Raw genomic sequence first — 20,749 nt, 5'->3', positions numbered from 1 at the left:
ACGCGAGGCCGCAAGCTCAGGAGCCGGGCCGGGATTGGCGGATTTCCGTGGCGAGCACGGCGGCTTGAGTGCGGCGTTGCATGCCCAGCTTCGACAGCAGCTGCGAGACGTAGTTCTTCACGGTCTTCTCCGCGAGGAACATCCGCTCGGCGATCTGCCGGTTCGTCATGCCCGCGCCGATGAGCTCCAGCACGGCCCGTTCCTGCTCGGTGAGTCCGCGCAGCGGATCGTCCTGCGCGTGCTTGCGCCGTTGCCGTTCCAGCACCGCCGATGCGGTGCTGGAGTCCAGCAGGGATCGTCCGGCGGCGACCTCCCGGATGGCGGAGCGCAGGTCGGAGCCCAGGACCTGTTTGAGCACGTAACCGGAGGCGCCCGCCATGATCGCGTCCAGCAGCGCTTCGTCGTCGGAGAACGAGGTCAGCACCAGGCAGCGCACGCCCGGCAGCAGGGACAGCAGATCGCGGCACAGTTCGATGCCGTTGCCGTCGGGCAGCCGCACGTCCAGCACCGCGACGTCGGGACGCGCCGGGGGCAGCCGCACCAGGGCTTCGCGGACCGTGCCCACCTCGGCGACGATCATGAAGTCGGGTTCGTCCTCGAGGAGGTCGGCGATCCCGCGGCGCACCACTTCGTGGTCGTCCACGAGTGCGATGCGCGTCTCGCCGCTCCCGGTGCCCGATGCCTCCGGAACGCCGTCCGTCGTGTCCATGTCGCAGCCCCCGCTTCCACCCGCGGCGCGAGTGCGCCCGACCCCTTCTCCCCAGGTTAAGGGCCGTCCCAGCCGCATCGCTCGGTCGGCGTTCGACGGCCCGGCGTCAGCTGATCCGCACTCCGGCGGTGGTAGTTGCTCGCGTCCTCATCCGACCGTTCCGTCCTGTTGTGGTGGCTACGGTCGCCCCCTCGGTCATCACCTGTTCGACGGTACGAATCGGGCACACCGCGTCACACGGCCAAAGGTCCCGCCCCCGGGCGGATGACCCGAGCCGGGAGTGGTTCCGCCTACCGCTGCACTGTGGTGTCATCGGAGCTGATCATCGCCGCGTCCGGTGCGGGACGCGGCGGGCGGCTGCGGAGGGAAAGGCGGCGGGATGCGGCGAGGACGACGGGGCCACCCGTGCGAGCCCGACGCGAGCAGGCTGGGTCCGTGGACGTGCCCGGAGTGCGGCCAGCAATGGGAGATCCACGGCGTCGCGGGCACGGAACCGCGGGTGCGCCGCGTCAGCCGAGTCGCGAAGTTCGTCGCCACCTGGCTCGGCGGCTGAGCGCTCTGCTCGAAGTGAACGCCTCCTCCGCCCGATGGAACCGGGCGAAGGAGGCGTTCATCGTCAAGGCCGGCGTTCACCCCATTCCTGTTGGGCGGACGGGACGTTCACCTGGTGGCGATCAGGTGTACCAGGTCGGCTCGGGGATCTCGCCGAGCAGCGTGTAACGGCCGACCTCCACCCGCTTGTAGGCCACCGGGTCGTGCAGCGTGTGGGTGCGCAGGTTGCGCCAGAAGATGTCGAGCCCCGCGGAGTTCGACGTGGCCCGCGCCCCGTCACCTCGAAGATCCTCGTGGCGATCTCCAGGCCGGTCTGCACGATCCGCTCCTTGGCCGCGGCGATGAGCACCGCCGCCGAACCGCGCTCCGCCGCCGTCACGCTCGCCCGCTCCGCGTGCAGCAGCGCTTCGAGGCGCTCCCCTGCGCGGTCCACCAGGGCCTCCGCCGCCCACAGCTTCGACTGCAGATCGCCGTAGGCGTCGAGGATGTAGAACTCCTCGGTGGCGCTGTCCTTGTTGTCCCCGCCGAACGGCCAGGCGCGGGTCTTCTCCTTCGTGTAGGAGGTCGCCGCGTCCAGCGCGCCTTGGGCGATGCCGAGGTAGAAGTTCGTGAACACCAGCTGGATCGTGGGCGTGTTCAGCGTGTTGTAGACCAGCGGCTGGAACTCCTTGCCGACGTAACCGGCCGCCGACTCCCACGGCACCCGCACCCCGTTGATCTCGACGCTGCCGGACTCGGTGAGCCGCTGGCCCAGGTTGTCCCAGTCGTCGCCGTAGACGATGGCCTCCTGATCGGAGGGCACGATGGCGAAGATGTGCTTGTCGGTACCGTCCAGCACTCCTTCCAGCACCGTCAGGTCGGAGACCTTGCTGCCGGTCGAGAAGGACTTGCGGCCGGTGTAGACGATCTCGTCGCCTTCATCGGTGATCACCACGTCGGAGTCGCGCGGGTTCACCGCGCCGCCGAAGAAGAGGTCGCTTTCGGTGTAGAGCTGTTCGACGGCCTCGATCTGCGCGTCGGTGCCGACCAGGCGCACCGCCCACGCCCACAGGTAGTGGTAGCCGAGCAACTGACCGATGGAACCGTCGCCCTTGGCTACCTCCCGGATCACCTTGTACGCGGTGCTCCAGGTCTGCCCGCCGCCGCCGTGTGCGACGGGTCCGAGCAGGGTGACCAGGCCGGATTCCTTGAGCAGCCGGACTTCGGCGTGCGGTGTCTCGCCCGCGCGGTCCCGGGCGACCGCGTCGGTGGCCAGCAGCGCGGCCACGTCCTGGGCTCGTTCCAGCCAGCCTTCCGGAGTGGCGGGCCGCTGCCCCCAGCGCCCGGCGGTGTCGTTGACGGCATCGGACTCAGTCGTGCTCATCCAGTTTTCTCCTTGCTGCGTGGGAAGAATCGGGGGGTTGCGGCGGCCTGTCAGGACACGCCGATGGGGTCGCCGGTGCGGTCGAGGTCGGCTTCCAGCTCGCGCACGATGGGCAGCACGTGCTTCCCGAAGTGCTCGACGTCTTCGAGGTAGTGCAGGAACCCGAGCAGGAGCAGGTCCGCGCCGCGCTTCTTGTACTCGATGATGCGGTGCGCGATCTGCTCGGGGGTTCCGATCAGTCCGGTGCGGAATCCGTCGTTGTACTGCACGAGGTCGGCGAATTCGGAGTCCGCCCACATTCCCTTGCCGTCGGAGGTGGATTTCCCGGCCTGCTGCACCGATTTCCGGAATCCTTCGACGGCGTCCACGTCCACCTTCTCCACGATCTCCTTGAGCACGGCCTTCGCCTCGGACTCGGTCTCCCTGGCGATGAGGAAACCATTGAGTCCGAATCGAACGGTCCGCCCGTTGCCGGCGGCCCGTTCCCGGACATCGGCGACCTGTTCGCTGAAACCCTCGAAATCCTTGCCGTTGCTGAAGTACCAGTCCGAGACGCGCCCGGCCAGCGTGCGCGCGGCAGAGGAATTGCCGCCCTGGAAGATCTCCGGGTGCGGCCGCCCGGGAACCTCGAAAGGTTGCGGACGCAGGCTGAAATCGCGGATCCGGTAGAAGTCTCCGGCGAGTTCGAAGTTCGGCTGCGTCCACAGGCCGCGCAGCACCCTGATGAACTCCTCGGTGCGCCGGTACCGTTCGTCGTGCTCCAGCCACGGCTCGCCGAGCCCGGTGAACTCGTCCTTGAACCAGCCGCTGACGATGTTCACCGCGAACCGTCCTTCGGACAGGATGTCCGCGGTGATGCCGTACTTCGCCAGGATCGCCGGATGCCACAAACCGGGGTGCGCGGCCACGATGAGCTTGAGCCGCTCGGTGGCCAGCAGCAGCCCGAGGCTGAACGCCGCCGGATCGTGCTGCTGCGCGGCTCCGTAGCTGGAGGCGTAGCGCACCTGGCTCAGCCCGTACTCGAACCCGCTGTTCTCGGCGAGCACCGCGAGTTTCTTGTTGTACTCGAATCCGAAATCGGTGCGCTGTTCGATGTTGCTGGTGACCAGGCCACCGCTGACGTTGGGCACCCAGTAGGCGAACTTCAGCGGTTCGGCGGGTTTGTCTGCGGACACGTTCGTCTCCCGTCGTGGAACAGGCGGGGCGATGCGCCGGGATCGATCTCCGGGCACCGCGTGGAAAGGGATCTTGACCGTCGCTCATCACCGATCCGGGAACGGATCGGCGGAAAACGGCGAAGTGGAACGGGAACCGCGACCGGGCCGCTTCGCACGGCACCGGAACGGCGATCACCGGAGAGAGAAGGAACTGATGCCGCCCTCGGAACGAGGCGGGACGATCAGATCAGCGACGACAACCCTGCGCGCCGACGCGGGAGAAATCCACGTGACGCCTCTTGGTCAGCCTGGTCGCGATGAACACGATTTCATCCGACCAGAGCAGCCGAATGGTGTCAACAGCGCAGTGATCCCATTCCACGTATCGGACGCTTCGCCCCGGTCGCTCCACAATGGATGATCCACGCCGGGCGGGACCGGATCGGGCGGTCGTGGAGAAATCCGCGCGCCGAAGCGCGACTTGCCGTCCCTGGCCCGGTAACGTGATCGGTTCGATCACACGGCGGACGCCCCGTCGGGGACACGCAGGGAGGGGATCCAGCCATGGCCAAGTTCACCTGGCACACCCGCGCCGTCCCGAAGGGCCTACCCGTTCGCCAGGTGTACGGCTTCCTGTTCGCACCGGACGGGCGCGTGCTCATCCGGGTGGACGGCGCCAAGCATTCGCTGCCCGGCGGCCGGCCGGAACCCGGCGAGTCCGCTTACGTGGACATCCTGCGGCGAGAGACCTACGAAGAGGTCACGTTGGACATCGCCGAACCGCACTACCTCGGCTACCAGTGCGTCGACGACGGTTTCGCGCCGTACGCGCAGGTGCGGATGGTCGCCGAGATCAGCCGCGTGCACCCGCCGGAGCCGGATCCCGACAACGGTCGCACCTACCTCCGGCTGCTGGTGCACCCCGGCAAGGCCGGAGACCTGCTCAACTGGGGCGAGACCGGCCACCAGCAGGCCGCGGCCGCCGCGACCGCCGCCATCGGCCTGCTCGGCCTGCCGCACAACGGCCTTCCGGAAAGCGGTTACCTCTGAGGGGTTCACTTCGGCGGATCAGCCGCAGCGGACTGCGTGGATCGCGCAACCGCGCCGCCCGTGCCGGTGCGACCGGCAGGGCATCGCGCGGATGGCCGACCGTCGCGACCGCCACGGCGACCACCGGCACGAACGCGCCGGCCACCGCGGTCACCCAGGAGGTCGCGGTCTCCAACGAACTTCCCAGCGTCACCAGTCCGACGGCGATCGCGGGGCAACCGGCGCCTAGGTAGAACGCCACGTAGAGCGCGCCGACGACGGCACCGCGTTCCTCGGGCGGCGCGACGTCCTCGATGGTGCCGGCCGCGCCGCCGTAGGCGAACCCGTGACCGACACCCGCCACCACGGCCGCGCCCAACGTGATCGGCAAGGAGCCGCCGCCGGTCAGCGCCAGCAGCACGAGACTCACGAACAGTCCGCCGAGCCCGGCCAACTGCGCGGGCCGGGCGCCGAAGCGGAGCACCAACGGTTGCGCCGACGCGGAGCAGACCAGCACCGCGCCCAGCACGCATCCGATGACCGCCAGGTCGGCGTGACCCGCCCGGTCCAGCAGAACCGGGACGACCGCGAGGAAAATCCCGACCACGGTCCAGGCGAGGAACCCGGTGGCCGCGGCCGTGGCGAACGACCGCCGCGTGCCGCGCGGGATGTGCGGCCGCTCGGGTCTCCACCGCCGCAACGGCGGCCCAGCGGACGCCGGGAGCGCCGAGACGCGACTCCACCCGAAGCCCAGCAGGACAAGGTGCAGCAGGTACGGCGAGAACAACGGCGCCCACACGTGCTGGGCCAGCACACCGGCCGCGACCGGACCGGCCGCCGTGCCGAGCAGGAACGCGGTGCTCGCCAGGACAGCGGCCCGATGCCTGCTCGAATCGGGCGCGTTGCCGTTGATCAAAGCGGTGGCGGCCGTGGTGACCGCACCCAGCGCGAGTCCCTGCGCGGCACGACCGGCCATCAGCCACCCGGGGTTCGCGGCGAACGCGAAGCACAGCGAACCGGCGGCGGACAGCACCACCCCCGCCCGCAGCACCGATCGAGCTCCCAGCGCGTCCGACGCGGACCCGAACAGCAGCAGGGCGGGCGCGCTCACCAGGGCGAACGTTGCGTAGAGCAGCGTCATGGTCAGATCGCTGATCTCGAACGCCCGCTGGTAACCCGGATACAGCGGGCTCGGCAGGTACGCCCCGGCGGTGAGCACGACCAACAGGTAGATGCCCGTGCGCACCGCACCTGCGCGGTCGCCGCGGTCGTACTCGGGAGGGGTTCGGGGATCGCGGCGCGATCGTTTCGTGGGCAGCACGCCGACAGCTTGCTGGCCATGAACCGTGAAGGGAATCAAACGTTCCTCGAGCGAACCGTGCAAAATAGTCGCATGGTCGATCCGAAACTGAAAGTCCTGCAGATGGTCGCCCACTACGGCACGGTCACCGCTGCCGCGGCCGCGCTGCACTACACCCCTCGACGGTGTCGTACCAGCTGCGTCAGCTGGCCGATGAGCTCGGCGTGGAGCTGGTGGCCCAGGCCGGTCGCGGCATCCGCCTCACCGCCGCGGCCAGGACCGTGCTGCACCACGCGGAGGCCCTGCACGCGCAGGCGGAGCGCGCTTACGCGGAACTCGCCGCGGCCGTGGACGAACCCTCCGGGCCGTTCACCTTGTGCGGCTTCTCCACCGCCGCGACCCACCTGCTGCCCGCCGCGGCCGCGGATCTGCGCAGGCGGTTTCCCCGAGTGCGCGTCCGGGTCATCGAAGCGGAACCGGCGCCCTGCTTCGACCTGCTGCTCGCGGGGGATGCCGATCTGGCGTTGGTGATCAACACCGCGGAGACGCCGCCCATGGGCGACCACCGCTTCGAGCAGCACCCGCTGCTCGACGATCCGCTCGACCTGGTGGTTCCCAGCGATCACCGGCTGGCCGGGCAGGCCACCGTCACACTCGCCGATGCCGCCGACGAACCCTGGATCGTCGGCAGACCTGGAACTACTTACCACGATCTGGTGCGCACCGCGTGCATGACGGCGGGCTTCAGCCCCAACATCGCGCATCACGCCGACGAGTGGGACACCGGAACCGCGCTCGTCGCTCACAACTTCGGCATCATCCTGGTGCCCCGGCTCGCCCGGCTCCACGGCGACTGGCCGGTGGTGCGCATCCCGCTGCACGGGGAACCCGCGCCGGCGCGCCGCATCCTCGCCGCGACCCGGCTCGGCGGCCGGGATCATCCGGTGACCTCGGCATGCCTGACGACGATCGGCGCCACCGCGGAGAACCTGATCCCCACGTCCGCGAACGCGTCCACCGACGCGCTCGGCCACTCGGAGGGCCGCCCCTGAGGAGCTGTCGTTGAACTTGGACGGTCCGAGACGGGGCCATTTTTCGTTGTCCGCCAACGGAAAACGACCACCGAAGATCATCGAGGCGGTTGAACCGCGCGCCGAACACCGCTTCCACGGTGGCGCTGCGGCGATGCTTGCGCCGAATCCCTCGATCCGCGACCCACGCAGGACACGTCGAAGACCGGTGATGAACGTCCCCGGACGGTCCTCAGCTCCGGGCGGGATTCGTGCGCGCGGTGAAGAAGTCCTGCGGGGCGAGCGCGTCGATCGGAATCGAGCTCCCGCCGACCTGCTCCGGCCCCGCGCGGACCGCGCGAACCCGCGCACGGCGAGTGCCGGCGCCGGTTCCTCGTCGATGCGCTGGACGACCGCGTAATAGGCGGCCAGCAGGTGCACGCAGGGCCTTCGGGCCTCTCGGCACGGGCAGTCGAGTCCGAGATCTTCGGGCTGCGGCGCCGCGTCGACACCCTCCGCCGACGAGGCCGGTGGCGAGCTCATCGGGAGCGTCCCCACCGTCGAACGCCGTCGCCGCCGCCGGATCATCGCGGAGATACCGGTCGACGGCACTCCACCCCACCGCCGTACCGACCAGCGACATCCACCCTCGGGAACGAGTGAGCGGACCGTTCGTCCAACAAGACTGGACGAACGGTCCGTTCACTCCGGTCGGAGTGGGCGGTGGGTCGCTTGGCCGGTCACGGTCTGTCGGACGGCGGCTGGTTCTGAGCGGCACTGGCCGAACCTGAATCAGCTCACGAGGATCTTGATGTAATCGGGGTCCGGCGGGATCGCGGTCAAGTCCGCCCTGAAGGTGACGTAAGCACCATCGCGAGCGACCTCGCTGAATCCGTTGAACTTGAACGACACCAACATCGGCCGGTTGCGCCCGGTCGAGATGAAGTCCGCCGACAGCTGCACTCCGGCCGACGCCGCGCGGCGCTTGATGTGGTTGATCAATACCGTGCCCACCCCACGTGACATCACGCGGCACGACATGAGCAGCAATCGAATCGTCCAACCCGGTCCGCTGGTGTCCATCAGGGCCAGACCGATGTTGCCGTAAGGCCCGTACCTGTCGGTCAGCCTGGCGACCAACAGCAGGTGGTCATCAGACCGGCGAAAGGCGTCCAGCTCATCGTACGAAAATGTGCGTCCCGTGGTGTTCAGCTGGTTCGTGCGCACGGTGAGCTCCTCCGCACGCTGCAGATCGCCTTCACCGGCTTCGGCGATCTCGAACCGCATGTCCAGCCCCGCCAGAAACGTCTCCTGCGGGCCGGCGAAGGATTTTTCGTCGATCTTGCGTCGGGCGTCTTCGCGGTACATCTCGCGACGCCTCTTCGAGTCCTCCGTCACGAACCTCGGGATGAACTCCGGCCGGACCAGCAGATCCGTCAGCTCCGCCGCGTCCACGCACAGCACGTCCGGGTGCTCATGGACGACTTCGTCCCGTTCGAACGGCTGGTCATCGACGAAAGCGATGGCATCGGTGCCGATGTTGAGAGCCTCGGCGATCCTGCCCACGGATTCCGATTTGACGTGCCATCCGATCTGCGGGTGGAGGAAATAATGATCGATTCCGAATTCCTCGAGCTTCGCTCGTACCGCTTCCGGATCGTTGCGGCTGGCGAGCGAGTGCAAGATCCCGCGCTCGTCGAGAACCTCGAGCACCTGACGAACACCGGGCCGCAACCGCACATCGCCGTCTTCCAGGAGCACCCCGTCCCAGATCGTCTGATCGAGGTCCCACACCACGCATTTGACGGACTTGACGTCGGTGACCTGTTCGGTCATCTCGCTTCCTCCTCCTGCTCGGCATCAGGACGTGCTCGCGGCCTGGGCGAGGTAGATCTGCTGAAGCTGGGTACTGCCTTCGATGATCTCCATGACCTTCGAATCACGGAGCAGCCGATTCGCGGTGTGCCCCTCGAGGCAACCTCGGGCACCGAGAATCTGAACGGCGTCCGCAGCGGCGCGGAAGGCCTGACAGGAGGCGAAATACTTGGCGGTCCAGGTGGCGTGGACGGTGCGCGGATCTCCGGCGTCCTTGAGTTCACCCGCTTCGACGCACAACAGGCGCGCGGCGGAGTGCGCGGTGGCCATGTCGGCGACCATGCGCTGCACCAGTTGGTGCTCGCCGATGCGCACGCCGAAACTGGTGCGGTCGTGGGCGTGTTGCAAGGAAGTGCGCAGCGCGGCGGCGAGGATGCCGACGCACCCCCAGGCGACGCTGTACCGGCCGATGTCCAACGCGCTCGTGGCCACTGCGGCGATCCCGAATCCCACCCGCCCGACCAGCGAACTCGCAGGCACCGCCACATCGTGCAGGTGCAGCTCCGCGACCATGGAGGCTCTGGTGCCGCTCATGCCACGCACCGGCACCACCTCCACTCCGGGCAGGTTTCGCTCGACCAAGAACGCCGCCGGTTTTCCGTCGCACGCGGCGAATACCAAGTACACGTCCGACCGCTGCCCGTAGGTGATCCACTTCTTGGTCCCCGTCAGCCGGAAGGTCTCGCCGTCGTGGACCGCGGTGGTGGCGAGTGCACCCGCATCGTTGCCGGAGGTCTCCTCACTCAGGCAGAACGCACCGATCACCTCGCCGGTGGCCAGCCGCGGCAGCCACTGCCGTCGCAACGTGTCGCTCCCCCACCGGCACACCGCGTACGAGACCATGCTGTGCACCGTCAGGACGCTGCGCAACGACGAACAGGCACCGCCGATCTCCTCGTTGAGCAGGCCGAATGCCACCGCGTCCTGGCCCAGCCCGCCGTGTTCGGCCGGGATGAGCGTCCCGAACCACCCCTTCCCGGCGAACGCATCGATCGACCGGAGCGGAATGGTCTCGTCGCGATCCCAGGCCTCGGCATGCGGTTCGACCTCTTCACGAGCGAATTCGCGAAAGGCCGTCTGCTGCTGCTCGCGGATAGCGCTGAGCGGCATTTTTCCTCCAACTCAGGCGTGTTGCGGACGGCCCGCCTTGGCGTGAACGAAGCCCGCGATGGCATCAACACTGCGGAAGTTGTCGAAATCCAGGTCATCGTCGTCGACCGGAGTGGCCAGCTCCTGCTCGACGAAGAGCACCAGCTGCACGACGAACATCGAGTTCGCGTAACCTCTGCTGAACATGTCCTCGTCATCGGCTATCTCCTGATCGGGGAGGTAGCGACCGAGGAACTCACGCACCTTCGCCTTGGTCTCCGTCACGAGATTCCCTTCCGAGAGCCGCTGTTGGCGTATTGAAAGAACCCGGCGCCGTTCTTGCATCCGTGCAGTCCGGCATCGACCATCCGCCGCAACAGCGGGCATGGCCGGTACTTCGAGTCGTTGAAGTGCTCGTAGAGCCCCTCGATCGAGTACAGGATCGTGTCCAGCCCGATCAGGTCGGCGGTCGCCAGCGGCCCCATCGCGTGCCCGAAGCAGGTGACGAAGATGTCATCGACCTGCTCGGCGGTGGCTACTCCTTCATGCAGCAGGAAGATCGCCTCGTTGACGGTGAGCATCAGCACTCGGTTGGAGACGAATCCGGGCGAGTCCTGCACCACGATGCCGCGTTTGCCGAGCGACTCCAGCATGCCCAGCGTCACGGAAACGGTTTCGTCGCTGGTGTGGTGTCCACGAATGACCTCGACGGTGGGCTTGCGTGACACCGGGTTCATGAAGTGCGTTCCGATGACCCGGTCCATCCGGCCGGTCACCGCACCGACCTTGGTGATCGGAATAACCGAGGTGTTCACCGCGAACACGGTCGAATCGGCGCAAATCCGGTCGAGACGTCGGTAGAGATCCTCCTTCGCATCCCATTTTTCGGTGATGTTCTCGATGACGATCTCGACCTCGGCGAAATCCGCTGCCGAGGTGGTGAAGGTGATCCGCCCGAGAACTTCCTCCGCGTTCACGGCGGGAGCGCCCTCGGCGAACATCCGCTGAAACCGCAGATTGGATCGGATGCCGGATCGCGCCCTGTTCAGCACCTCGTCGGAGAGGTCGAGCAGCACGACCTCGTGGCCGGCCGTGGCCGCGACCTGAGCGACCTCGGCGCCCATGACACCAGCCCCGGCGACGCCGATCTGGGAAAAGCCGGACATTGCACCTCCACAGTGGACGAACTATGGCGGCCGGTTTCACGTGGACGAAGCGCCCACCCGATCCCGTAACCGCGCGACGGTGAGCCCTTCGAACAGAGAGTCCAGCGGCACGTCGAGCCCGAATTCGTTGCGCAACCGGGCGGCGAGCTGGATGCCCAGCAACGAGTGCCCTCCGAGGTCGAAGAAGTCGTCGTGCATGCCGACCGATTCCATGCCCAGCAGGTCCTGCCACAACTCGGCCAGGGAGCGGCACAGGTCGTCGCTCGGCTCGACGTACGGCGTTCCCAGCCGGGGCCTCGGGTGCCGAGCAGTGAGTGCCGTCGTGCTCACTTCCGGGACCTGCACCGTCCGCCTGGCCTGGGCCAGCACCGCCGCCAGGTCCTGGGTGCACACCGTGGCGACCGGCGAGACGCGATGGGCGAGCAATCGCTCGAACACCTCGACGCCCTCGGCTGGTTCGATGCCTTCGGCGAGCTGCTGGCTCAGGAAACCCACCGCAGGACCGCCCGTCCGCGGCAGTGCGTACGGCACGACCTCCTGCGGCACACCGTCGCGAGCGCCGACGAGACGCCGGCGCAGATCACCCGCCTTCTTCAGCACGAAGTTCTCGATGCGCAGCAGCTCCGTACCGTCGGTCGCCATGACGGTCAGGTCGGCGCTCACCGTCTGCCGTTCGCCGTCGTCCCGCACTCGATGCAGCTGGTGGCTGAGGACCTCACCGCGCAAGGGTCCCGACACCTTCACCCGGCCGTAGGAAAGCGGTATCCGGAATTCCTCCGCGGTGAACAGCCCCACGAACGCGGTGGCGATGTCCAGCAGCGACGGGTGCAGCGGCAGCTCGTGGGTCTCGTGCGCGAACTCGTCCGGGAGCCGGAGCAGCGCGGCGAATTCCCGATCGCCACCGCGCATGGACACCAGGCACCGGGAGCGAGGGCCGAAGCTCATCGGGCCGACCGCACCGAGGTCGTCGGGCACCACGAGGGAGGCGCCGTGGACGAGGGCGTCCAGGTCGTGGACCGGAGCAGGTGCCGGCTCACCCAGGTGAGCCGTGCCCGCCGAGTTGCGCTGCCAGCAGGACGCGCCCGCTGCGTCGGTGTAGGCGCTGACCACGTCGAACGGGACCTCGCCGGTCGTCTCGTCGAGTTCTCCGAGCACGACCCGCACCTCTGTCGATTCCTGCTCACCGGCCACGACCGGCGTGTAGAACGTGATGTCGCCGTACCCGACCGGGTCCTGGCCGTGGGAATCGGCCACGGCGGCCCGTACCAGCTCCAGATGCCCCGCACCGGGCACGACCGGCATGTCGAGCATGCGGTGCTCGTCGACCAGCCAGCTGCTCCGGGCGCTGAACCGACCGGAATACATGGAGTCCGAGATCCGGTGGGTCAACAAGGGATGCCCTGTCGGGTGCGGTCGCGGCCCCACGGCGTCGACCGACATTCCGACCTCGCGCCAGGCATCCCAGTCGACGGTGAGGGTGAGCGGGCCTCCGGTCGCTGCGGCTTCCTCCGCCGCTGCCTCGAGAAACGCGTTCGCCGCGCTGTAATCGACTTGCCCGGCTCCGCCGGTGACCGCGATGAGCGACGAGCACAGCACGAGGAAGTCCAGGCCGACGTCGGCACATGCCGCTTGCAACGCGAGCGTTCCTGCCACCTTCGGCGCCAGCACGACGTCGGCGGCGTCCGGGTCCTTCAAGGCCATCAGCCCACCGCCGGGCACGCCCGCAGCGTGCACTACACCGTGCAACGCCCCGTGCCGGGCGACTACGTCGCGCACCAGTTCCCGCACCTGCGCTCCGTCGGTCACGTCGACCTGATGCGTCTCGGCTCCTTCCGGCACCTCAGGGGAAGTCCCTGAACGACTGGCGAGCACCACCGTCGCTTTCCACTCATCGATCAGGTACCTGGCCAAGGTGCGTCCGATCCCGCCGGTACCGCCGGTGATCAGGTACACCCCGCCGCGCCGCAGCAGGGAGGCATTGCCCGCGGTGAGCTTGAGCGGCTGCCGTTCCCGTCGCCACCGGCGCCCGCCACGCAGCGCGACCTGCTCATCGTCCGGCCATTGCGCGGTGAGCTCGGCGAGCAACGCGACGCGGTCGTGCGGGCCGACGTCGATCGCCCGGCAGCGCACGCCTGGCACCTCCAGCGGCCACACCAAGCACGGGCCGAGCGCGGTGGCCTTGACGGGCTGGGCGGCCCCGTGGCCGACGGGGTGCGCATTGCTGGTCAGAACCGCGACGTCCAGTCCATCATGGACGGTCAGGGACTTCGCCACCGCGATCAGACCGTGCAAGCCGAGACGCTGCGCCTCGTCAGGGGAAACGGGTTCTGCGGTCACGAGTCGCGCGTGCACCAGCAGCTCGGGCGTCCACTGTGGCTCGATCAGCGACCGGAAGTCGTCGGTGCCCGGAGGTACGACCACGACGTCGTCGCCGTACTGGGCCAGGCCCGCAGCCAGCTCGCCGGACAGTGCCGAGTCACCGGCGAACAGCAGGACCTTCTTCGGTTCCCGCGCAACGACTTCGCCGAGGACGGCGGGCTGCCACACGGGCACCGATACCCAGTCAGCCAGGTCCGGTTTGCGGCCGAGCTCGGGTACCGAATCGGCGGGCGAACGGCGTGGGGCAGGCGCGGAGACGCCGTACCGCCTGCCTTGGAACGGGTAAGCCGGCACGGGCACTCGGCGACGTCGGTGGTGGTGCGTGGCCGACCAGTCGATGGGGACTCCTGCCAGCCACAGCTCCGCGGTGGCGGTGGCGAGCACCTCCGCGGCCGGTCGAGCATCAAAGCCGGCGGGGAGGCTGGCGAACGCTCGCACGTTCTGCTCCGGATCCCGGTTCTGCATGGCCAGACCGCCCAATGCCCGGCCAGGTCCGACTTCCAGGAGCACTTCGCCGCGCACGGCGTGCAGACCTTCGATGAACCGCACCGGTTGCCGCAGGTGACGGGCGTAATACGACGGGTCCGTGGCGTCGACGTCGGTGATCCGGTCACCGGTGACGTTCGAGGCATAGGGAATCTTCGGCGCGTGGAAGGTGATCGAGCCGGCCAGTTCGGTGAATTGCTCGACGATGGGCTCCATCATGTGCGAGTGGAACGCGTGCGAGGTCAGCAGCGGCCGAGTGGCGACCTCCTGTTCCGCCAGCCGCGCGGCCAAGTCCTCCACCGCAGCCGTCGGACCGGCCACGACGCACAGCTCGGGACCGTTGACCGCCGCCAGCGAAAGATCATCACCGAGATGCTCTGCGATTGCCGTCGACGGCAACGGCACGGCGAGCATCGCGCCGGGCGGCAACCCTGCGATCAGGTCCGCCCGGGCGCACACCAGCGCGATCGCGTCGTCCAGGTCCAGCACTCCCGCGACGCAGGCGGCCACGTACTCGCCGAGGCTGTAGCCGATCAGAGCATCGGGCCGCACCCCGCGGCTCGACCACAATTTCGCGAGCGCGTATTCGACGGCGAACACGGTCGGCTGGGCGAGCCCGGTCTCACGCAGCTCAGGCCCGTCCGTTCCGCGCCCGAGCATCCGCATCAGGCCCGTTCTCGACGTCGCGGGCGTGGCGGTGTCAGCGGGGTAGAGCGACGCCAGCAGTGATCTGTTGTGCCTGCGCATGAGCCGGTCGCATTCCTGGAGCGCGGCGGCGAACACCGGTTCGGTCTCGAACAGGCCACGCCCCATGCCGGGATACTGGTCGCCGAGGCCGGGGAACAGGAAGGTGACCGAGGGGGATTTGCCGCTGATCGTGCCGTGCAGCACCTTCGCCGGGTCGTCGTCCCGCAACGCGCGCACCGGATCGGGGCCGACGACGGCGAGCCGGTGTTCGAACGGGGTCCGTCCTTCCTGCAACGTGTAGGCGACGTCGGCGAGCCGCTGCCCGCGATCTTCCCCGAAGTGCTCGGCGAGTCGGGAGCGCGCGCTGTGCAACGCCTCCGGAGAACGTGCGGACAACGGCAACACCTGCGGGGTGCCGGTGTCGTCAGTGGGCCGAGGCAGGGGTGCTTCCTGGAGGACGACGTGCACACCGGTACCGCCCAGTCCGAACGAACTGACTCCGGCGCGCAGCGGGGCGGCACCTTGATCCCACCGGCTCTCCTCAACAGCGACCCGAAACGGCGTGGACGCCCAATCGATGCGCGGGTTCGGGTCGCGGAAGTGCAGGGTCGGCGCAATGGTGCGGTGCCGCAGCGACAGCACGGTCTTGATGAAACCGGCGATGCCCGACGCGGCGTGGGTGTGTCCGATGTTGGATTTGACCGAGCCGATCCGGCAGGTTCCGCTGGTCCAGCCCCGCTCCTTGAAGGCCCTGGTCAGTGCGTCCACTTCGATGCGATCACCGAGCGCCGTACCGCTGCCGTGGGTCTCGACGTAGCCCAGTGACGACGGCTGCACTCGCGCCGCGCGCAAGGCCGCACCGATCACTCTCGCCTGCCCTGCGACACCGGGCGCGGTGAAGCCCACCCGCTCGGCGCCGTCGTTGCCCGCGGCGGACCCGAGCACCAGCGCGTGCACGGTATCGCCGTCGGCGATCGCGTCGGAGAGCCGCTTGAGCACGACCATTCCGACGCCGTCGCCGATGACCGTGCCTTCGGCATCGGCGTCGAACGGCCTGCAGTGACCGTCCGGCGACAAGATGCCGCCGCGCTGGTACAGATAGCCCCTCGGCTGTCCGGAACGCAGGGTGACTCCGCCGGCCAGCGCCGTGCGCGATTCCCCGGTGCGCAACGATTGGCACGCCAGGTGCACGGCGACCAGTGAGGTGGAGCAGGCGGTCTGCACGGTGACCGCGGGGCCGTGCAGGTTGAGCTTGTAGGACACCCGCGTTGCGAGGTAGTCGGTCTCGTTGGCGATGTTGCGGGCGAACGCCGTCGCCTCGTCCGGTGTGTCGACCAGGCCCAGGTGGTCGTTGCGGTACGCACCGGCGAACACACCGACCGGCCCCGGGACGCGGTGCGGATCATGACCCGCGTTCTCCAGCGCCGTCCAGGCTGATTCCAGCAGGAGCCGGTGTTGCGGATCCATCATCCCGGCCTCAACCGGGTTGATGCCGAAGAACTCGGCGTCGAACTGATCCTCGTCGTCGATGGTGCCTTGCGCGGGCACGTAATCCGGATCGGTCAGCATCCGTTCCGGGGTGCCCGCGGACCTCAGCTCCGCCTCGGTGAAGAAGGTGACGGGCTCGCGACCTCCCCGGATCACGTCCCAGAACTCGTCCGGTGTGGAAGCGCCTGGGAACCGGCACGCGATCCCGACCACGGCGATGTGCCCTGCGAGGTGTGCGGCGTCGTCAGCATCCATGCGAGGTGCCCCCGTTCCCGGTTCGAAGGTCGAGCCCGAGGTCGAGTGCGGGCACTGAGTGGGTCAGTCCGCCGACGGCGAGAAAATCAACACCGGTCTCGGCGTAGGTTCGAGCGACGTCAAGACCGATTCCGCCGGAAGCCTCCAACCGCACCCGTCTTCCGGTCGCCCTGACCCGAGCCACGGCCCGGCCGCAGTCGGCTGTCGTGAAGTTGTCCAGCATGATTTCGGGCGCCCCGGCGGCGAGCGCCTCGTCGAGCTGAGCGAGGGTGTCGACCTCGACCTGCCAAGGCAAGTGCGGGGCGTGCTCGCGAACGGCCGTGATCGCCGCGCTGACCGAGCCCGCCGCCGCCACGTGGTTGTCCTTGATCAGCACCGCATCGCCCAACGCCATCCGATGGTTGGTGCCGCCGCCCTGGCGCACCGCGTACTTGGCGAGCACCCGCAGCCCTGGCAGCGTCTTGCGCGAGTCCCGCACCTGAGTGCCGGTGCCCGCGAGCTCGTCGACCCAGCGAGCCGTGGCGGTGGCGATGCCGGACAGGTGGCACAGCAGGTTGAGCGCTGTTCGTTCCGCGGTCAGCAAGCGTCGGACGGGGCCGCGCAGCACCAGCACGTCCGCCCCGGCATCGACTTCGGCGCCGTCCTGCGCCCTGTCGACCAGCCGGTACTCGCCGGCGCCGAGCACGGCGTCGAACACGGCCAATGCGATGGGGACACCTGCGACCACGCCGGGTTCGCGGGCCGATATGGCGGCGTAAGCCGTGGCGTCGCCAGGAATGATCGCTTCAGTGGTGACGTCCGGACCGTGGGCGAGGTCTTCGGCCAGAGCCGTCTCAACTACGCGCCGTACCTCGTCGACCGGCAGTCGTACGTCCGCCAGAGCTGACTCCGTTGCCGCGGAGAGCGCGTTGAGGCGGAGCATCGTGGACGAATCGATCATCTGGCGTCTCCAACCAGGGCTCGGGCATCGGTGAGCAGGCGGCCGGTGTCGTCGAGGCGGACCGCGACGCTGCGGCGCCAGCGTCGGTCGGTCCGGGGAAAATCCACCCGCGTATGACAGCCGCGCGACTCTGTGCGATGTAGGGCCGCGGCGACCACCGCACGTGCGGCCAACGTGAGCGCGGCCCGTTCCCAATCCGCCCGCGTTGCCGGGATCAGCGGGGTCGCCGAACCGTCCAAATAGGACTCGACGGCACGCAGGCCCGCTTCGCTGCGGTCGATCATCACCTCGGTGCTCATCAGACGGCGCAATCGAGCGAGGTCGTCCACGGCGACCATCAGCTCGGCGGCCGGGCCACCCGGTTCGAGCACCGGTCGCCGCGCCGCGGCGACGGCGGCAGCCACCCGCTCCCCTGCGACCAGCCCTTCCAGCAGACTGTTCGACGCCAGCCGATTCGCTCCGTGGAGCCCGGTGCGAGCCACTTCACCGGCCGCGTAAAGACCTGGCACGTCCGTGCGCCCCATGGCATCGGTGACAACGCCGCCGCAGTGGTAGTGCGCGGCGGGCGCGACCGGGATGGGATCGCGCACCGGATCCAACCCGGCGGTGCGGCATGCCGCGTGCACGGTCGGAAACCTCTCGGCGAAACCGGCGATCCCGGTGGCGTCGAGGAAGACGTGATCGTCCACCCCGCCGGGGGCCGTGCGCACATGTCGAGTGATCGCCGCGGACACGACGTCGCGAGGTGCGAGGTCACCGAGCTCGTGCACCCCGTCCATCACCTCGGCTCCGCCGGCGTCGATCAGCACGGCGCCCTCACCACGCACGGCCTCGGTGATCAACGGACAACGGCCGCTGGCGTGCGGTCCGGTGTAGAGGACCGTCGGGTGGAACTGGACGAACTCGAGGTCGGAGGCGGTCGCTCCCGCCCGCAGCGCCAGCGCCAATCCGTCGCCGGTCGCCACCGCGGGGTTCGACGTCGCCCGGTACGCCTGGCCGAGACCCCCGGTAGCCAGCAACACGGCCGGGGCGCGCAGCAGCGCGGGACGCCCTTCCTGGTCGAGCAGGCGCACTCCGGCGACGGACCGGTCACCGGCCAGCGCGATCTCGGTGACCAGGTGCCCTTCGAGCACCGCAGGCCCGGCGTCGACAGCGGCCGCGAACAAGGCGCGCTCCAGTTCGGCGCCGGTCGCATCTCCACCTGCACGCACGATCCTCGCCGCGCGGTGGCCGCCCTCGCGGGTGCGGGCCAAGACGTTGCGTTCCGTCAAGTCGAACCGCGCACCTCGCGCGCGCAGCCGGGTGAGCGCGGCTGGTCCGGCGGCCAGGATCGAACCGACCGACTCCGGCTCGCACAGGCCGGCTCCGGCCAGCAACGTGTCTGCCACGTGCGCGGCGACGGAGTCCCCGGGGTCACGCTGGTCGGGCAACACCGCCGCGACTCCCCCCTGCGCCCATTGCGTGTTGCAGTCGTCGACGGCGCTCTTGGTGAGGACGGCGACGCTCAAACCCAGGCGCACCGCGCGCTCAGCCGCGGTGAGCCCGGCGACTCCGCTGCCCACGATCACCAGGTCGACGCCGGTCTCCCAGGACCAGGTCATTCGCCGCCTCCCGGCCGGCCGATCTCGATCATCCGCTGGACGGCGCCCCTCGCCCGCTTCGCGACCTCCAGGTCGAGGAGCACCTCGTCTTCGCCCTCGCGCAGTCCGCGCAACAACGCCGCCGGGGTGATCATCTTCATGTACCGGCACGACGCCCGTTCGTTCACCGCGGCGAACTCGATCTCCGGCGCCGCCTTCCGCAGCTGGTGCAGCATGCCGACCTCGGTGGCGACCAGCACCCGCTTGGCGTTGGTCGTCCGGGCCTGGTCGACCATGTCGCCGGTCGAGAGGATCTTGACCTTCTCGCTCGGCACGATCCCCTCACCCGCGAGGTAAAGGGCCGACGTCGCGCAACCGCACTCCGGGTGGATGAACAGGTCGGCGTCGGGGTTCTCCGCTGCTCGGCCGGCCAATTCCGGACCATTGATCCCGGCGTGCACATGGCATTCGCCCGCCCAGATGTACAGATCATCCCTGCCCGTCCGCCGTTTGACGTGGGCGCCGAGGAACTGGTCCGGGCAGAACAGCACGCCGCGGCCGGGCGGGATGGAGTTCACCACGTCGACCGCATTGGAGGACGTGCAGCAGACATCGGTCTCTGCTTTGACCTCGGCCGTGGTGTTCACATAAGATACGACGACCGCGCCGGGATGCAGACTCTTCCACTCGCGCAGATCCGCTCCCGTAATCGAGTCGGCCAACGAGCAGCCCGCTCTGGCGTCCGGAATGAGAACGGTCTTCTCGGGCGCGAGAATTTTTGCGGTCTCTGCCATGAAGTGGACACCGCAGAAAATAATCGTTGACGCGTCGCACGTCGCCGCGATCCGACTCAAAGCCAAGGAGTCACCCGTGTGATGGGCGACGTCTTGAATTGCCGGAACCTGGTAATTGTGCGCCAGGATGATCGCGTCACGCTGCTCCGCCAGCTCGTGCACCTCGTCGCGCCAGGAAGCGTCAGGCTCCACGCCGGAATACGGCGTCAGCGCATCGACGGGTTCGGAGATTTTCATCCTCAGACACCTTCCTGCAGGCGCGAACAGGCCATTACCACACGGTGAACTTCAGTAATGAGCCAACGGCGGTTCAGCGCGCAGAACTCACCGCCCCCATTGCCGGGACGCCATGCGCTCGCACTCCGATTGACAACCGTTCAGGCACACCGAGCATGCCGACACGTCGGGTCACAACCCGAGCTCGGCCTGCAGAAGAACCCCAGAAAGCCCCAGTCCCCCCAGGGAGGATCGCTCCCCGAATGAAGACGCTCGTACCGTACCACCGGCTCGCTGACCGCCAACTCCTCCAAATCGGTGAACCCGCCCAGTTCCGCCGGAGATCCACTATTTCTCGCTCGGAACACGCGCTCTACGAACGATTGCGCGGCCGCGCACAACGTGTCTATCGTGAATACTCGTGACAGCTGAACCATTCGATAAAATATCTGTCGCGCGTGAAATTCTATCCGCTATAGGGGTGGATCCCGGGGCCGTACAACACGAGACCCGACTACGCGCCGACCTGGGGCTCGACTCCACCGAAACCGCACAGCTGGAGATCGAACTCCGCGAACGCTCGGTGTTCAACGTGGACTTGTGGGACTCCCACGACTACACGGTCGCCGAGCTGGCCGACTCGCTGCCCGACCACTGAGGCCCCGACGCCACGG

15 protein-coding genes and 1 pseudogene are annotated in these 20,749 nt (G+C 68.4%); 4 read left to right on the top strand and 12 right to left on the bottom strand.

Features of this window, described 5'->3' with window-relative positions; translation table 11 throughout:
- Positions 1–16: 16 nt before the first annotated feature.
- Complete coding sequence (locus H2Q94_RS14525; protein WP_243795404.1) at positions 17–709, bottom strand: response regulator; 693 nt, start codon at positions 707–709, stop codon at positions 17–19.
- Positions 710–1,088: 379 nt separating this feature from the next.
- Here H2Q94_RS14525 and H2Q94_RS14520 point away from each other — a divergent pair, with 379 nt between their 5' ends.
- Positions 1,089–1,262 (top strand): hypothetical protein, encoded by a 174-nt coding sequence (locus tag H2Q94_RS14520; protein ID WP_243795403.1) that lies wholly within the window; start codon positions 1,089–1,091, stop codon positions 1,260–1,262.
- A 121-nt stretch (positions 1,263–1,383) separates the two neighbouring features.
- Here H2Q94_RS14520 and H2Q94_RS14515 read toward each other — a convergent pair.
- Together H2Q94_RS14515 and sfnG are read right to left on the bottom strand one after the other, a co-directional pair.
- Positions 1,384–2,624 (bottom strand): annotated as a pseudogene (locus tag H2Q94_RS14515) (acyl-CoA dehydrogenase family protein).
- 50 nt (positions 2,625–2,674) lie between these two features.
- Positions 2,675–3,799: a dimethylsulfone monooxygenase SfnG gene (gene sfnG, locus H2Q94_RS14510; RefSeq protein ID WP_243795402.1), complete on the bottom strand. Its 1,125-nt coding sequence runs from the start codon at positions 3,797–3,799 to the stop codon at positions 2,675–2,677.
- Positions 3,800–4,345: 546 nt separating this feature from the next.
- On the opposite strand from sfnG, the gene H2Q94_RS14505 reads away from it, so the two are divergent.
- Entirely contained in the window at positions 4,346–4,831 is a 486-nt protein-coding gene (locus H2Q94_RS14505) for an NUDIX hydrolase (protein WP_243795400.1), read from the top strand.
- Here the strand turns inward: H2Q94_RS14505 and H2Q94_RS14500 are convergent.
- A complete protein-coding gene (locus tag H2Q94_RS14500) occupies positions 4,725–6,056 on the bottom strand; it encodes an MFS transporter (RefSeq protein WP_243795399.1) in 1,332 nt (443 codons plus the stop codon). The genes H2Q94_RS14505 and H2Q94_RS14500 overlap by 107 nt on opposite strands.
- A gap of 239 nt (positions 6,057–6,295) precedes the next feature.
- On the opposite strand from H2Q94_RS14500, the gene H2Q94_RS14495 reads away from it, so the two are divergent.
- Positions 6,296–7,162 carry a LysR family transcriptional regulator gene (locus tag H2Q94_RS14495; protein WP_243795398.1) on the top strand — a complete coding sequence of 289 codons (867 nt, stop codon included), beginning with the start codon at positions 6,296–6,298 and terminating at the stop codon, positions 7,160–7,162.
- Between the two features lie 750 nt (positions 7,163–7,912).
- On the opposite strand, the gene H2Q94_RS14490 is transcribed toward H2Q94_RS14495, so the two are convergent.
- The 8 genes from H2Q94_RS14490 to nadA are packed head-to-tail and all read right to left on the bottom strand — an operon-like array spanning position 7,913 to position 20,096.
- Positions 7,913–8,956, bottom strand: a complete 1,044-nt coding sequence (locus H2Q94_RS14490) for an HAD-IIIC family phosphatase (protein ID WP_243795397.1) — start codon at positions 8,954–8,956, stop codon at positions 7,913–7,915.
- 24 nt (positions 8,957–8,980) lie between these two features.
- Positions 8,981–10,105 carry an acyl-CoA dehydrogenase family protein gene (locus tag H2Q94_RS14485; RefSeq protein ID WP_243795396.1) on the bottom strand — a complete coding sequence of 375 codons (1,125 nt, stop codon included), beginning with the start codon at positions 10,103–10,105 and terminating at the stop codon, positions 8,981–8,983.
- A 12-nt stretch (positions 10,106–10,117) separates the two neighbouring features.
- Positions 10,118–10,369 (bottom strand): acyl carrier protein, encoded by a 252-nt coding sequence (locus H2Q94_RS14480; RefSeq protein WP_243795395.1) that lies wholly within the window; start codon positions 10,367–10,369, stop codon positions 10,118–10,120.
- Positions 10,366–11,250, bottom strand: coding sequence for a 3-hydroxyacyl-CoA dehydrogenase family protein (locus tag H2Q94_RS14475; RefSeq protein WP_243795393.1), 885 nt, complete (start codon positions 11,248–11,250; stop codon positions 10,366–10,368). The genes H2Q94_RS14480 and H2Q94_RS14475 overlap by 4 nt, the downstream gene beginning before the upstream one ends.
- Positions 11,251–11,286: 36 nt before the next feature.
- Positions 11,287–16,545, bottom strand: coding sequence for a type I polyketide synthase (locus H2Q94_RS14470; RefSeq protein WP_243795392.1), 5,259 nt, complete (start codon positions 16,543–16,545; stop codon positions 11,287–11,289).
- Positions 16,535–17,467, bottom strand: a complete 933-nt coding sequence (nadC, locus tag H2Q94_RS14465) for a carboxylating nicotinate-nucleotide diphosphorylase (RefSeq protein ID WP_243795696.1) — start codon at positions 17,465–17,467, stop codon at positions 16,535–16,537. The genes H2Q94_RS14470 and nadC overlap by 11 nt, the downstream gene beginning before the upstream one ends.
- A gap of 14 nt (positions 17,468–17,481) precedes the next feature.
- Positions 17,482–19,086, bottom strand: coding sequence for an L-aspartate oxidase (locus tag H2Q94_RS14460; RefSeq protein ID WP_243795390.1), 1,605 nt, complete (start codon positions 19,084–19,086; stop codon positions 17,482–17,484).
- Positions 19,083–20,096: a quinolinate synthase NadA gene (nadA, locus tag H2Q94_RS14455; RefSeq protein ID WP_243795388.1), complete on the bottom strand. Its 1,014-nt coding sequence runs from the start codon at positions 20,094–20,096 to the stop codon at positions 19,083–19,085. The genes H2Q94_RS14460 and nadA overlap by 4 nt, the downstream gene beginning before the upstream one ends.
- A gap of 460 nt (positions 20,097–20,556) precedes the next feature.
- Here nadA and H2Q94_RS14450 point away from each other — a divergent pair, with 460 nt between their 5' ends.
- The gene (locus H2Q94_RS14450; RefSeq protein WP_243795386.1) at positions 20,557–20,733 is read left to right on the top strand and encodes a hypothetical protein; all 177 of its coding nucleotides are present in this window, start codon (positions 20,557–20,559) and stop codon (positions 20,731–20,733) included.
- Positions 20,734–20,749 lie beyond the last annotated feature (16 nt).

The organism is Saccharopolyspora gloriosae (assembly GCF_022828475.1).
Lineage (GTDB): Bacteria > Actinomycetota > Actinomycetes > Mycobacteriales > Pseudonocardiaceae > Saccharopolyspora_C > Saccharopolyspora_C gloriosae_A.
This window is presented reverse-complemented; position numbering and strand designations above follow the sequence as displayed.

Excerpts from the sequence above, each read along its gene's own strand:
- H2Q94_RS14460 (WP_243795390.1), bottom strand. The coding sequence starts at position 19,086 with ATGACCTGGTCCTGGGAGACCGGCGTCGACCTGGTGATCGTGGGCAGC.
- H2Q94_RS14525 (WP_243795404.1), bottom strand. The coding sequence starts at position 709 with ATGGACACGACGGACGGCGTTCCGGAGGCATCGGGCACCGGGAGCGGC.
- H2Q94_RS14485 (WP_243795396.1), bottom strand. The coding sequence starts at position 10,105 with ATGCCGCTCAGCGCTATCCGCGAGCAGCAGCAGACGGCCTTTCGCGAA.
- H2Q94_RS14470 (WP_243795392.1), bottom strand. The coding sequence starts at position 16,545 with ATGGATGCTGACGACGCCGCACACCTCGCAGGGCACATCGCCGTGGTC.
- H2Q94_RS14505 (WP_243795400.1), top strand. The coding sequence starts at position 4,346 with ATGGCCAAGTTCACCTGGCACACCCGCGCCGTCCCGAAGGGCCTACCC.
- nadC (WP_243795696.1), bottom strand. The coding sequence starts at position 17,467 with ATGCTCCGCCTCAACGCGCTCTCCGCGGCAACGGAGTCAGCTCTGGCG.
- H2Q94_RS14475 (WP_243795393.1), bottom strand. The coding sequence starts at position 11,250 with ATGTCCGGCTTTTCCCAGATCGGCGTCGCCGGGGCTGGTGTCATGGGC.
- H2Q94_RS14490 (WP_243795397.1), bottom strand. The coding sequence starts at position 8,956 with ATGACCGAACAGGTCACCGACGTCAAGTCCGTCAAATGCGTGGTGTGG.
- H2Q94_RS14520 (WP_243795403.1), top strand. The coding sequence starts at position 1,089 with ATGCGGCGAGGACGACGGGGCCACCCGTGCGAGCCCGACGCGAGCAGG.
- nadA (WP_243795388.1), bottom strand. The coding sequence starts at position 20,096 with ATGAAAATCTCCGAACCCGTCGATGCGCTGACGCCGTATTCCGGCGTG.